Here is a 13003-nt window from a genome sequence, read left to right on the forward strand (position 1 = left end):
GTTCCACTCGAAATTGTGGACTTGTCACAAGCAATGGTTGCCCTAACCGTTGACCAGCATCGTTTCAGGAGGGTCATCGGTGGACCTGCGGCAGCTCGAGCATTTTTTGGCGGTCGTCGACGGCGGCAGCCTCGGCCGTGCCAGCGAACTCGCCAACGTGTCGCAGCAGGGGATGAGCGCCAGCATCAAGGCGCTGGAACTTAGCCTTGGTACCATTTTGCTCGAGCGTGGACGGTTCGGTGCTCGCCCGACCGCCGCCGGGCTGGCGCTGGCCGAGCATGCGCGGCGCATATTGGGCCAGACGCGCCTGGCCCGCGCCGAGATCCAGTCCCTCGACGCCGGGGAATCGGGCGTGGCGGCAGTCGGCGTCGGGCCGTTCTTCGCCCAGCACATCATACCGGCGGCGATCGTCGCGCTGTCGATCAGTCGGCCTGGGATCATCGTCCGCGCGATCGAGGCGCCGACTGACCAGATCGTGCAGATGCTGTTGCGCGGCGAGATCGATTTCGGCCTGAGTACACCCGGCGCCATGCTCGATATTCACCCTGAAATCACGCAGGATATCCTTTACGAGGACTCGGACGCGCCGCTGGTGTCGGCGGACCATCCTGTGGCCCAGCTGGCATCGCCGACACTTGCCGACCTGGTGAAGCATCCGTGGATATTCTCGACGCGGTTTGCCGGCGAAAAACAGCGCGTTATCGACGCCTGCCTCTCCGCCGATCTACCGCCGCCGACGCGCATGGTGCTGACTGATTCGATGCCGGTCGTGCGCGAGCTGCTGCGAACCGGCGAATTCGTTCACGTCAGCGGACGCTGGCAGCTCCGCCGCTGCTTTCCTGATCTGCGCATCGTACCGATCGATCTGCCGCAGTTTACCAGCCGGCGCTTCGGCGTTTGCACCAAGCGCCGGGACACGCGGCTGCCCCTCGCCTCCAGCCTCCTGCTCGACACTGTGCTGAAGATCTGGGCACAGGACGAGCCGCAGCTGGGCGCGACGACCGATTTCACAGCAGCGGCGCCAGCGCCCGCACATCAGGCATCCCAGGCAGGGATTGAAGGGCGTTGAACAGGCGCTCGGCGCCATCCGGTCCGAGTTGCGGGCTGGCAAGCGTGCGAAACTTGTCGAAGAGCATCGCGCGGCTGAGGGGCCGGGCACTGCTGCCCGAGGTTTCAGCCATCCGCTTCTGCCCGGCAACGACGCCCGCCGGCGTCGTGATCTCGACCCAGCCCTCGACATCGTCGAGCCGCATCTCCTTCAGCGCAATGCTGGCCGGCGCATGTTCGACAAGTTCGACCCGCGCCGCGAGCTGTCGATAGGCGGGCACTTCAAGCGTTTCGGAATCAGACCAGAGTGGCCCCGGCACTACCCCGTACATCTGCATCGCAATCGTCCATGGCACGCTTACAACGGCTTGAAGGTGGGTATCGGGTGCCGGGTCGCTCTGGTGGGGAACCGTATAGAGGTCTGCGACCCCGACCCGTATGCGCGAGATGGCGGCGGGGTCGATCTGGTGAGCATCGCGCAATTCCCCGGCGAGTTGGAGCACCATGTGTGACGCATGTCCGGCCGGGTACGGCTTCAGCGCAATCCCCTTCGCCGTCATCGCAAATGTCTTCGGCCATTCGGCAAGCGCAACCAGATCATAGGTGTCGCCACGGGCGTCGAGTTCATCGTGCAGGCTGGCGAAGCCGCGCGCCGCCAGCATTGCAGCCTGAACGCCCGCACGGGCCGAGAAGAGAAAACCCATTGGGATCGCCGAGACGCGCTTGGGAAATTTGGGACGCAGGTAGGTGATCTCACGCGTCGGAAACTCGAACGCCAGGCTGATCGCGTTCGCGGTCTGCGCCGCGTCCAGCTTCAGCAGGCGCGCTGAAATGATGGCGGCCACGGCGTTGTTCTGGGTGACGTTTGCTTCGCGCAGATAGCTGAAGTGAAAGCGGCACATCGCCTCGTAGCCGACCGCCATGGCTGACAGGATGTCCCGGCCGCTGGCACCAGTCTTTTGCCCGACAGCAAGCGCTGTCATCGCAACGAGGGGGCCGGGATGCAGGCCCGGTCCGGTGCTCTCGAAGCCAGACAGCTGGCAAAGCTGGGCGTTGACGGCGGCGGCCAGCTCGGCCGGCGCCATTACGCCCGCGCCGCCGATCAGCGAAGCGTCGCGCGCACCTGCGATGTCTTTCGCATAGCCGTGCAGTTCGTTTCCGAACAAGGCAGCGCCCCGCAATGTGGCGCCGACTGCGTCGATCGCCAACATGTGCAGGGCCTCGACGACATTTGCAGGAATGTCTTCGAATGTGGTGCCAAGAGTGAACGCAGCAAGCTTGGTCGTTACGCTATCCTTATATCCACACGTCTCACGGTGCTGGTTTTCCGCTGTCACGAGCATCCCTTTTACCGCATCCATTGACTCATTTCAGAATAAGGGATTGACGAAGGACCGTGCGAATATGTTCGTCGACCGTCAAACAGGATTTGACAGGTTGCCAGGTATCATCGGCGATGCATACAAATTTGCATGATCGGGCGTAACATCCACATGATGTCACAACATGTTTCTTGCTCGCCGATGTTTCGTTACATGGTCGGGGAGACAGGATTCGAACCTGCGACCCTCTGCTCCCAAAGCAGATGCGCTACCAGGCTGCGCCACTCCCCGACATCATGGCCGTTGCCCCGGAATTTCTGCAACGGGACCGTGGGTATCGCATAGACGCAGGTCCCGACGGGCGCAAGCCGGCCATTCGCGCCACTCGGTGCTTGCCAGCGCGGCCGATGTTCCGATAGGCGACCAATACAATATCGCGGGGGGCCACGAGCGTGAAAAGCTTCGATCGCAAGATCATGAGCATCTGGATGCGCTGGGGCACCCGTGTCCTGCCGTTTGCCGATGTGGCCAGTGACGACCTGCCGTTGTCCAAGCTGCTGCGCCTGTCGTTGATTCAGGTCTCGGTGGGAATATCGCTGACACTGCTGGTCGGCACGCTCAATCGGGTGATGATCGTCGAGCTTGCCGTGCCGTCGACGCTGGTCGGCGTCATGCTGGCTTTGCCACTGCTTTTCGCGCCGTTTAGGGCGCTGATCGGCCATCGGTCCGATACGCACCGCTCGGCGCTGGGGTGGCGGCGTGTGCCATTCATCTACCGGGGCACGATGGTGCAGTTCGGCGGGCTGGCGGTGATGCCGTTCGCGCTGCTGGTGCTGGCGGGTGCGCTCAATGCCACGCTGGCACCGCCCTGGGTCGGGCAGATCAGCGCCGCCGTGGCGATTCTGCTGGTCGGGGCCGGCATCCATATCACCCAGACCGTTGGCCTGGCCCTGGCCACCGACCTTGCCCCCGAGAACCAGCAGGCCAATGTTGTCGGGCTGATGTATGTCAGTCTGCTGGTCGGCTCGATCGTTTCGGCGCTGGCATTTGGCGCTTTCCTCAGCGATTTCAGCCCCGGACGGCTGATCCAGGTCATCCAGGCGTCGGCCGTCATCACGGTCGTCCTAAATTTCGTCGCGACCTGGAAGCAGGAGGCTCGCCGCCCGGCCCGGCTGCTGGCCAGTTCGCCACCGCCCGAACCGACCTTCCGCGAGAGCTGGGACGCATTCATCGTCCAGAACCAGGCACTGCGGCGCCTGTGCGTCATCGGCGCCGGGACGCTGGCCTTCACCATGGCCGACATCCTGCTGGAACCCTATGGGGGCGAGGTGCTGGGGCTTGGCGTCGGTGCCACCACCAAGCTGACGGCAACTTTTGCGGGCGGCAGCCTGGTCGGCTTCACCCTCGCGTCGCAGATCCTCAGCCGCGGCGGTGATCCATTCCGGATGGCCGGGAGCGGCGCATTGATCGGCCTGCCGGCCCTTGCCATGATCATCGCCTCGGCCTCGATGCAGGCGCCGCAGATGTTCAGCGTCGGTGTGCTGATCATGGGATTGGGGGCCGGGCTGTTCGGCCATGGTACGCTGACAGCGACGATGCAGAACGCGCCGGCAAACCAGATCGGCATGGCGCTCGGCGCCTGGGGCGCGGTGCAGGCGACGGCAGCCGGGTTGGGCGCGGCATCCGGCGGCGCACTGCGCGACATCGTCGGCACGCTGTCGCTCGATGGGCCATGGCCTGAAGTGGCCAACGGCTATGTCACCGTCTACGCGCTCGAAATATTGCTTCTTTTGGTTACGCTCGCGGCCATGGCGCCGCTGTTGCGCAGAAGGGACCTGTCCGCGACCCTGCTGCAGTAAACGCAAAAAGAAGGGCCGGAGCCTTTCGGCCCCGGCCCATCAATGGCTCATGCCGAGCGGCTTATTGGGCCGGGGCGGCTTCTTCCATCGGAGCGGCAGGCGCTTCCGCGGCAGGCGCTTCCATGGCCGCAGCTTCAGCGGCAGGCGCAGCCGGCGCGGCTGCGGGCGCTTCAACGGCCGCAGCACCCTGCCAGTAGCCGGCAAACCAGGTGGTGTTGGTGAGGATCGCCGCATGCACCAGCAACGCTGCCAGCACGAGGGCCACGAACATGAGCGGGATCAGGATGGTCGGGCTCACGTAAAGAAAAATACGACCTTCATTCATGGTACGATCTCCCAATCAGAGCCAAGGCGTCAGCATGTACGCCAGGATATGCGCGAAGACGGCAATCGCAGCGAAGATGCGCGTGCCCCACTTCAGGCCCTCATTGATTTCTTCCGCCTCCTTGGCGGTCAGCCCCGTCGGATAAATCCGATCACTGTCTTCAGCCATTACAATCCCCTTCAAGAACAGCATTTGCGACCATGTCCGAGCGAACGCCCGACATGAGCAGATAAATCACCGACCGATGATCATCTGCTGCCGCACCTCATCTCATCTGCCATCAAGCGCGAAGGCCATCGAGCAAACCAGAGCCAAAAAGCCGCTCCGACGCGATTCCGTGCGTGCGTCATTTTACCGCGAATGACATACGTGTCAATTCGTCGCGATCAGCCTTCAACTGCCGCTTTAAAAACGAATATTCAGACCAGCCGGCTCTTGCGCACGGCCGCGCCAATGAAATCCGCAAACAGCGGATGGGGCTCGAACGGCTTGGACTTCAGCTCCGGGTGAAACTGCACGCCGACGAACCACGGATGGTCCGGCCGCTCGACAATCTCGGGCAACAGGCCGTCCGGCGACATGCCGCTGAACACCAACCCCTGTGCCTCCAGCCGCTCCCGATAATGGACATTGACCTCGTACCGATGCCGGTGCCGCTCCTCGATGAGGGGGGCGCCATAAATCGCCGCGGCGAGGCTGTTCCCGGACAGGCGGGCTGGATAGGCGCCCAGGCGCATCGTGCCGCCCATGTCGCCGCCGGCCTCGCGGACCTGGCGGCCCTCGGCGCTCATCCATTCGTTGATCAGCCCGACGATCGGCTCGGCGGTCGGCCCGAATTCGGTGGTGGAGGCACCAGTCACGCCGGCCTGGTGGCGCGCCGCCTCGATACAGGCGAGCTGCATGCCGAGGCAGATGCCGAAGAACGGTACGCCGCGCTCCCGGGCAAAGCGGACGCTGGCGATCTTGCCTTCGCTTCCGCGCTCGCCGAAGCCGCCGGGAACGAGGATGGCGTGCATCGGCTCGAGGGCGACGGCGACATCCTCGCGTTCGAACTCCTCGGCATCGAGCCAGCGGATATTGACCTTTACCCGGTTGGCGATGCCGCCATGGACCAGCGCCTCGGTCAGCGACTTATAGGCATCTTTCATGCCCGTGTACTTGCCGACGACGCCGATCGTCACTTCGCCCTCGGGGTTATGCAGCGCTTCGGTGATGCCCTGCCAGCGCGACAGGTCGGGCGCCGGCGCATCGTCGATGCCGAAGGCCTTCAGCACTTCCACATCAAGCCCCTCGGCGTGATATTGGAGGGGCACGTCATAGATACTCGGCGCATCGAGCGCGGCGATCACGGCGCTGGTCTCGACATTGCAGAACAGCGCGATCTTGGCGCGGTCGCTCGCCGGAAGCGGATGCTCGGAACGGCAGACCAGCACATCGGGCTGGATGCCGATGCCACGCAGCTCGGCAACGCTGTGCTGGGTCGGCTTGGTCTTCAGTTCGCCCGCGGCGGCCAGATAGGGCACCAATGTGCAGTGGATATAGACGGCATTGGCCTTGCCGACATCGATCGAAAGCTGGCGGATCGCCTCGAGGAACGGCAGCCCCTCGATGTCGCCCACCGTGCCGCCGATCTCGCAGAGCACGAAATCGAGGCCCTGGGTGTCGGCACGGGCGAAGGCCTTGATCGCATCGGTGACGTGCGGGATGACCTGGACCGTGGCGCCGAGGAAATCGCCGCGCCGCTCCTTGGCGATGATATCCGAATAGACCCGGCCCGACGTTATGTTGTCGGTCTGCCGAGAGGGTACGCCGGTGAAGCGTTCGTAATGGCCGAGGTCGAGATCGGTCTCGGCGCCATCGTCGGTGACGAACACTTCGCCATGCTGATAGGGGCTCATCGTGCCCGGATCGACGTTCAGATAGGGATCGAACTTCCGGATGCGGACGCTGTAGCCACGCGCCTGCAGAAGGGCAGCGAGACTGGCCGCCATCAAGCCCTTGCCAAGCGATGAGACCACGCCGCCGGTGATGAAGATAAACCGCGTCATGGGAGAAGAGCCTTAGACCGAAGCCGCGCCAGAGCGCCAGAGGGCAAAGAAATTTGGCTGTGGATTAATGCTCAGTCGGTCTCGATCAGCGAATGGCGGCGGGTATCGGGCAGGCTGATCGCGGCGACCAGCGCCACCCCGCACATCGCCGCGACATACCAGAAATAGCCTGATTCAAACCCGGCGCTCTTGAAGGCGAGCGCCACATATTCAGCCGACCCGCCGAACACCGCCACTCCGACCGCATAGGGCAGGCCGACACCGAGCGCCCGGACATTGGCGGGGAACATCTCGGCCTTGACCAGTCCGGTGATCGACGAATAGCCGCTGAGCACGGTCAGTGCCGCCAGCATCAGCAGGAAGCCCTCGACCGGATAGCTCGCGGTGCCGATGGCGGTGAGCGCCGGCACGCTGAGCAGCATGCCGAGCACGCCGAAGCCGATCAGCAGCGGGCGGCGGCCGATCCGGTCCGAGAGCGCCCCGAACAGCGGTTGCATCGCCATGTAGAGGAGCAGGGCAACGGCGCTGGTGCCCGTCGCCTGCGGCTTGGTCCAGCCGGCGGAGAGGACCAGATACTTCTGCATATAGGTGGTGAAAGTGTAGAAAGTGAGGCTGCCGCCGGCCGTCAATGCCAGCACCGTCAGCAGGGCGCGGGGGTGGGCAAGCAGCCGCCGCGTCGGGCCGATATGGGCATCGTTCTGCACGGCCTTGAAGGCCTCGGTCTCGACAAGGCCGCGGCGCAGCCAGAAGACGCCAACCGCCCCCAGGGCGCCGATGACAAAAGGCACCCGCCAGCCCCAGTCGGCCAGCGCCGCATCGTCCAGCGTCGACTGCATCACCACCAACAGACCGAGTGCCAGCAGCTGGCCGGCGATCAATGTAACGTACTGAAAGCTAGCGAAAAAGCCTCTCCGCCGGACATCGGAAATTTCGGCCATGAAGGTGGCGGAGGCGCCATATTCGCCGCCGACGCTCAGCCCCTGCACCAGCCTGGCGACCAGCAGGATCACCGGCGCCGCCAGCCCGACCTGGTCGTGCGTCGGAGCGACGGCGATTATCAGCGACCCGAAGCACATCAGCGTCACCGACAGTGTCAGCGCCGCCTTGCGGCCGTGCCTGTCGGCATAGACGCCGAGCAGCCAGCCGCCGACCGGGCGCATCAGGAAGCCGATGGCGAAGATGCCGGCGGTGTTCAGCAGCTGGGCAAGGGCGTCGCCGTCCGGGAAAAAGCGCGGTGCGAAATAGAGCGCGAACGCCGAATAGGCGTACCAGTCATACCATTCGATGAGATTGCCGGCGGCGCCGCCGAAGATCTGCCGGCCGCGCGATGGGGCAACCGGCGCCATGTGCGGCGATCAGCGGGCCAGCGGCACGCCGCCGTTTGTCGGGGCTGCGGGCGTCGCCGGCAGCAGCGGTGGCTGGCCGGGGACAGTATCGCCGGCCGGGGGCGCGGCAGGTGCGGTTCCGGCGACCGGCACCAGGCTGGTATCGACCGTGCGCGGCTTGCTGGTGCCGGCGGCGAGAACCGCCAGCAGGATCGAGGTGCTGATGAACAGCACCGCCAGCACCGTTGTCGAGCGGGTCAGCAGATTGGCCGCACCGCGCACCGAGACCATGCCGCCACCGGTGCCGCCGCCGATGCCGAGGCCACCGCCCTCCGAGCGCTGCAACAGGATCACAACGACGAGCGCCAGCGCAATCAGGGCATGTACGACAAGCAGGAAGGTGGTCACATCAATATCCGCGCGTTTGGGGATGAACGCGCCTCCTAGCGGCTTGACGGCCGCGCGGCAAGCCGATCAGGCCGAGGCGGCCGCAATGGCCAGCAGGCTGTCGGCCTTCAGGCTGGCGCCGCCGACCAGCGCACCGCCGACCTCGGGCACCGCCATCAGCGTCGCGGCATTGTCCGGCTTCACCGAGCCGCCATAGAGAATGATCACCTCACCGCCGGCTGGGCCGTAGCGGGCGACGAGGCGGGCACGGATGAAGCCGTGCATCGCCGCCACATCGGCCTCCGCCGGCACCCGACCGGTGCCGATCGCCCATACAGGTTCATAGGCGACGATCAGCCCGTCGGCGCCGCTAGGCAACGAACCCTGTAGCTGGCCGCCGACGACGGCTTCTGCCTGGCCACCATCGCGTTCGGCCTCGGTCTCGCCGACGCAGACGATGACGTCGAGCCCGGCGGCGCGGGCGGCATTGGCCTTGGCGCTGATCAGCGCGTCGCTCTCGTCCTGGTTGGCGCGGCGCTCGCTATGGCCGAGGATGACGAAGCGGGCCCCGGCATCGACGAGCTGGGCGGCGGAAATGCAGCCGGTATGGGCGCCGTCCTCGGCATGGTGGCAATCCTGGCCGCCGATGGCGATACGGTCGCCAGCAGAGTCGGCCGCCGCCATCACCAGTGTCGCCGGGGGCGCCAGCCAGAGCCGGGCACCGGCGGTATCCGCTGCAGCCGCCACGGCTTCGACCTCCGCCAGCGCGGCACGGCGGCCGTTCATCTTCCAGTTGCCCACGATCAGCTTCATGTCTTGTGCTCCGGCCGAATTGAGATTGGTTGGCTGCGCTTGTGGCAACCCCGTCGCATGGTTACAAGCCGCGGCATTCCTCAATGATGCGGGCGTTCCGATGTTGCAATTTTTCCGCAAGGCCATGGCCAGCCCGATCGCACTCGGCGTGCTGGGGCTGGTGATCATCGCCTTCATTATCACCGGCGTCGGCGATCCTTTTGCCGGCAGCGCCGGCCGGCAGGGCACGGTGGCCGTGGTCGGCGACAGGACGCTGGTGGAGGCCGATCTCCAGCGCGCGCTCGACCGGGTGCTGCAGAATGCTCGTGAACAGAACCCGAGCGCCACGCTCGGCGACATCGCCCGCGACGGCGCGGTGCCGCTGGTTGCCGACCAGCTGATCGGCCAGGCCGCGATCGAGGAATATGCCAGCACATTGGGGCTTGGCGCCAGCGACCGCGCCATCGGTGCCGTCATCGCCGGCATCCCGGCCTTCCAGATCGGCGGCAAGTTCGACCAGGCGACCTATGACCGGCTGCTTTCCGAACAACGGCTGTCGGACAAGCAGCTGCGCGAGGAAATCGCCGGTGACATCCTGCGCAAGCAGTTGCTGACCCCGCTGACCGCCTCGCTCGGCGTGCCCGCCGGCATGGCGACGCCGCTGGCACAGCAGCTGGTCGACATTCATCGCGGCCGTGTCGCGCTGGTGCCGCCGGGTGCCGAAACGCCGGCCAGCGAGGCGGAAGTCACCCGATTCTACGAGGCCAACCGCAACCGGTTCAGCGTGCCCGAGCGGCGCGCCTTCCGCTGGGCGGAGATCGACCGCGCCAAGCTGGCAGAAGCGGCCAAGGTGAACGATGCGGCGATCGCCGATGCTTATGCCAAGAACCCAGCGCGCTACGGCGCGGCGGGGACGCGTAAACTGTTGCAGGTGGTGGTGCCTGAGGAGGCGACGGCGCGGGCGATCACCGCGGCGGCGCCCAGGGAGGGCTTTGCCAAGGCGGCCCAGCGGCTCGCGGGCTTCGGCGCCGCCGACATTGCCATCGGCGAGAAGAGCGAGGCCGATCTGGCCCGCGAAACCAGCGCCGCTGTCGCCCGCGCGGCCTTTGCACTGCCGGCGCCGGGCGCCGTTTCGGCGCCGGTCAAATCCGATTTCGGCTGGCATGTGCTGTCGCTGGAAGCGATGGGCGCGCCGGCGAAGACGCTCGACCAGGCGCGTCCGGCGATCATTGCCGACCTTGCCGAACGCGCCTCGGCCGATGCGCTGTCCGATCTCGTGGCCCGGATCGAGGACTCGGCCGAAGATGGCAAGAGCTTTGCCGATATCGCCGCCGCCGAGGGCCTGACGATCAACAGCCAGACGCCGGTCGCCAGCGACGGCGCCCAGCTCGACGCCGGGCCGCTGACCGGCCGGCCGGCGACGCTGGCGCCGCGTGCTTTCCAGCAGCTGCCCGACGATGGCATTACCGTGCAGACGCTCGAGGACGGCGCGGTGATCGTGCTCGAAACCACGCAGGTGGTCCCGTCCAGCATACGGCCGCTGGCCGAGATCAAGCCGCTGGTCGCGGCGCTGGCGGCGCGGGACAAGGCCGTGCAGGCGGCGCGGGCCAAGGCCGATGCGATCGTCGCCGCCGTCTCCAAGGGCACAGACTTCACCAAGGCCGTCACCGACGCAGGGCTGCCGGCGCCGCAGCCGCTGTCCGGCCGCCGGGTCGATGCGATGCAGATGGAGGCGGTGCCGCCGATTATCCAGGCGTTTCTGACAACTGCAGCCGGCAAGACGCGGGTGCTGGCCGGGCTCGAAGGCTGGGCGCTGATCCATGTCGACAGCGTCGTTGCCGGCGATCTGGCACAGGTGCCGGGCATTGTCGACGCGATGCGCCGCGAAGTCGCCGCGCAGCTGCCGACCGAATTTGCCGCCGCCGTCGCCGCCGCGTCGCAGCGCGCCCTCAAAGTCGAGCGCAACGACAAGACCATCGAGGCCCTAACGCGCCGTCTGGGCAGCCCGCCGGCCGACGCCGACGGCGACTGAGATGGCGGCCGGAACGGCGGCACCAAGGGGCCGGATCGCGCCGGCCGCGGCCGACGTCTGCGCGGCGCTCGCGGCAGGACGGGCCCAGCTGGTATACACGCGCATCCTCGCCGACACCGAGACCCCGGTGTCGGCGATGCTCAAGCTTGGCGCCACCGGATCAGGCGCTTTCCTGCTCGAATCGGTCGAAGGCGGGCAGGTGCGCGGCCGCCATTCGCTGATCGGGCTCGATCCTGACCTGGTCTGGGAAGCGCGCGGCGCCGACTGCCGGATCAACCGCCGCTGGCAGCAGGACCGCACCGCTTTCGAAGCCATGGACGCCGAGCCGCTGGCGGCGCTGCGCCAGCTGGTCGGCGAGGCGCGCGCCGAGGTGCCCGAGTGGCTGCCCCGGGCGCTGGCCTGCCTTGTCGGCTATATGGGCTATGAGGCGGTGCGGCTCGTCGAGCCCGCCGTGCCGGCGCCGGCCCCCTCCCCGCTCGGGCTGCCGGACATGGTGTTCGTCCGGCCGACGCTGCTGCTGGTGTTCGACCGGCTGGCCGATGAGCTGTTCGTCGTGGCGCCGCTGTTCCCGGACCAGCCGGGCACGCCCGAGGCGCGGCATGCTGCGGCGGTGGACCGGATCGAGGCGGCGGTCCAGCGGCTCGGACAGGCGCTGCCGGTGCCGCCCCCTGCCCCGTCCCTGCCGGCTTCGGACACTGTCACCGCGCATGTTGCGCCCGATCGCTATGCCGAGATGGTCGAGACGGCGCGCGACTATATCCTCGCCGGGGACATCTTCCAGATTGTGCTGGCGCAGCGCTTCAGCCTCGATTTTCCGCTGCCGGCGTTCGAACTCTATCGGGCGCTGCGGCGGATCAACCCCTCGCCCTTTCTGTATTTCCTCGACCTGCCGGGGTTCTCGCTGGTCGGCTCGTCGCCCGAGATCCTCGTTCGCGTCCGCGACGGCGATGTCACCATCCGGCCGATCGCCGGCACCCGGCCGCGTGGCAAGGATGCCGCCGAGGATGCCGAGAACCGCGCCAGCCTGCTCGCCGACGCCAAGGAACAGGCCGAACATCTGATGCTGCTCGATCTCGGCCGGCATGACACGGCGCGCGTCTCGGTGCCCGGCACGGTGAGCGTCACCGACCGGGCGCAGGTCGAATTCTACAGCCATGTCATGCACATCGTTTCCAACGTCCAGGGCCGGCTGGCGCCGGGCATCGATGTGGTCGACGCCTTCCTTGCCGGCTTTCCGGCCGGCACGGTGTCGGGCGCGCCCAAGGTGCGGGCGATGCAGCTGATCGCGGCGCTGGAGGGCGAGGCGCGCGGACCCTATGCCGGCGGCGTCGGCTATTTCAGCCCGGACGGCAATATGGACAGCTGCATCGTGCTGCGCACGGGTGTCGTCAAGGACGGGGTCATGCACGTCCAGGCCGGCGCCGGCATCGTCGCCGACAGCGTCCCGGCCTATGAACAGCGGGAATGCGAGGCGAAGGCCGGGGCGTTGATCGCCGCCGCGCGCGATGCGCTCGAAACGGCGAGACTGGCAGCCGCAGCCGAACCCGGCTACGCCTCGACAACAGCAGGAGACTGAACATGGCCACGGCAGAATGGAATGGCGTGATTATCGCGCAGAGCGACGATACGGTGATTGTCGAGGGCAATCATTATTTCCCGCGTGACAGCGTCAACGCCGCCTATCTGCGGCCGAGCAGCAGCACCACCCATTGCGGCTGGAAGGGCACGGCCAATTACCACAGCCTGTCCGTCAACGGCGCCGAGAACCTCGATGCCGCCTGGTATTATGCCGATCCCAAGCCGAAAGCCGCCGAAATCAAGGACCGGATTGCCTTCTGGAAGGGCGTGACGGTCAGCAAATAGGTC

Annotated in this window: 12 protein-coding genes and 1 tRNA gene; 5 read left to right on the forward strand and 8 right to left on the reverse strand. The window is 66.4% G+C overall.

Features of this window, described 5'->3' with window-relative positions:
- Positions 1-79 precede the first annotated feature (79 nt).
- Entirely contained in the window at positions 80-1069 is a 990-nt protein-coding gene (locus tag ACTIFJ_RS02150; RefSeq protein ID WP_439532438.1) for a LysR family transcriptional regulator, read from the forward strand.
- On the opposite strand, the gene ACTIFJ_RS02155 is transcribed toward ACTIFJ_RS02150, so the two are convergent.
- Both ACTIFJ_RS02155 and ACTIFJ_RS02160 read right to left on the reverse strand, forming a co-directional pair.
- A complete protein-coding gene (locus ACTIFJ_RS02155; protein ID WP_439532439.1) occupies positions 1008-2408 on the reverse strand; it encodes an MmgE/PrpD family protein in 1401 nt (466 codons plus the stop codon). The genes ACTIFJ_RS02150 and ACTIFJ_RS02155 overlap by 62 nt on opposite strands.
- A gap of 175 nt (positions 2409-2583) precedes the next feature.
- Positions 2584-2660: transfer RNA gene (locus ACTIFJ_RS02160), tRNA-Pro, on the reverse strand.
- 161 nt (positions 2661-2821) lie between these two features.
- Here ACTIFJ_RS02160 and ACTIFJ_RS02165 point away from each other — a divergent pair.
- Complete coding sequence (locus ACTIFJ_RS02165) at positions 2822-4228, forward strand: PucC family protein (protein WP_439532440.1); 1407 nt, start codon at positions 2822-2824, stop codon at positions 4226-4228.
- Positions 4229-4289: 61 nt separating this feature from the next.
- Here the strand turns inward: ACTIFJ_RS02165 and ACTIFJ_RS02170 are convergent, their stop codons facing one another.
- The 6 genes from ACTIFJ_RS02170 to tpiA form a co-directional block, all read right to left on the reverse strand.
- Positions 4290-4553: a light-harvesting protein gene (locus ACTIFJ_RS02170; RefSeq protein ID WP_439532441.1), complete on the reverse strand. Its 264-nt coding sequence runs from the start codon at positions 4551-4553 to the stop codon at positions 4290-4292.
- Between the two features lie 15 nt (positions 4554-4568).
- Positions 4569-4721, reverse strand: a complete 153-nt coding sequence (locus ACTIFJ_RS02175) for a light-harvesting protein (protein ID WP_439532442.1) — start codon at positions 4719-4721, stop codon at positions 4569-4571.
- Positions 4722-4972: 251 nt separating this feature from the next.
- Positions 4973-6601, reverse strand: a complete 1629-nt coding sequence (locus ACTIFJ_RS02180; protein ID WP_439532443.1) for a CTP synthase — start codon at positions 6599-6601, stop codon at positions 4973-4975.
- A gap of 71 nt (positions 6602-6672) precedes the next feature.
- Positions 6673-7947, reverse strand: a complete 1275-nt coding sequence (locus ACTIFJ_RS02185) for an MFS transporter (protein WP_439532444.1) — start codon at positions 7945-7947, stop codon at positions 6673-6675.
- Between the two features lie 9 nt (positions 7948-7956).
- Positions 7957-8334, reverse strand: a complete 378-nt coding sequence (gene secG / locus ACTIFJ_RS02190; protein WP_439532445.1) for a preprotein translocase subunit SecG — start codon at positions 8332-8334, stop codon at positions 7957-7959.
- A gap of 66 nt (positions 8335-8400) precedes the next feature.
- Entirely contained in the window at positions 8401-9126 is a 726-nt protein-coding gene (tpiA, locus tag ACTIFJ_RS02195; RefSeq protein ID WP_439532446.1) for a triose-phosphate isomerase, read from the reverse strand.
- Positions 9127-9226: 100 nt separating this feature from the next.
- On the opposite strand from tpiA, the gene ACTIFJ_RS02200 reads away from it, so the two are divergent.
- Genes ACTIFJ_RS02200 through ACTIFJ_RS02210 form a run of 3 tightly spaced genes read left to right on the forward strand, consistent with a single transcriptional unit; the run spans position 9227 to position 13000 of the window.
- Positions 9227-11137: a SurA N-terminal domain-containing protein gene (locus ACTIFJ_RS02200; RefSeq protein WP_439532447.1), complete on the forward strand. Its 1911-nt coding sequence runs from the start codon at positions 9227-9229 to the stop codon at positions 11135-11137.
- A 1-nt stretch (position 11138) separates the two neighbouring features.
- A complete protein-coding gene (locus ACTIFJ_RS02205; RefSeq protein ID WP_439532448.1) occupies positions 11139-12713 on the forward strand; it encodes an anthranilate synthase component I family protein in 1575 nt (524 codons plus the stop codon).
- A gap of 2 nt (positions 12714-12715) precedes the next feature.
- The gene (locus ACTIFJ_RS02210; RefSeq protein WP_439532449.1) at positions 12716-13000 is read left to right on the forward strand and encodes a DUF427 domain-containing protein; all 285 of its coding nucleotides are present in this window, start codon (positions 12716-12718) and stop codon (positions 12998-13000) included.
- Positions 13001-13003 lie beyond the last annotated feature (3 nt).

The sequence above is a fragment of the Polymorphobacter sp. genome (assembly GCF_051860865.1).
In the GTDB taxonomy this organism is placed as follows: Bacteria; Pseudomonadota; Alphaproteobacteria; order Sphingomonadales; family Sphingomonadaceae; genus Sandarakinorhabdus.

Coding starts and splice junctions, on each gene's coding strand:
- ACTIFJ_RS02210 (WP_439532449.1), top strand. CDS start 12,716: ATGGCCACGGCAGAATGGAATGGCGTGATTATCGCGCAGAGCGACGAT.
- ACTIFJ_RS02185 (WP_439532444.1), bottom strand. CDS start 7,947: ATGGCGCCGGTTGCCCCATCGCGCGGCCGGCAGATCTTCGGCGGCGCC.
- ACTIFJ_RS02170 (WP_439532441.1), bottom strand. CDS start 4,553: ATGAATGAAGGTCGTATTTTTCTTTACGTGAGCCCGACCATCCTGATC.
- ACTIFJ_RS02205 (WP_439532448.1), top strand. CDS start 11,139: ATGGCGGCCGGAACGGCGGCACCAAGGGGCCGGATCGCGCCGGCCGCG.
- ACTIFJ_RS02155 (WP_439532439.1), bottom strand. CDS start 2,408: ATGGATGCGGTAAAAGGGATGCTCGTGACAGCGGAAAACCAGCACCGT.
- ACTIFJ_RS02180 (WP_439532443.1), bottom strand. CDS start 6,601: ATGACGCGGTTTATCTTCATCACCGGCGGCGTGGTCTCATCGCTTGGC.
- ACTIFJ_RS02200 (WP_439532447.1), top strand. CDS start 9,227: ATGTTGCAATTTTTCCGCAAGGCCATGGCCAGCCCGATCGCACTCGGC.
- ACTIFJ_RS02175 (WP_439532442.1), bottom strand. CDS start 4,721: ATGGCTGAAGACAGTGATCGGATTTATCCGACGGGGCTGACCGCCAAG.
- tpiA (WP_439532446.1), bottom strand. CDS start 9,126: ATGAAGCTGATCGTGGGCAACTGGAAGATGAACGGCCGCCGTGCCGCG.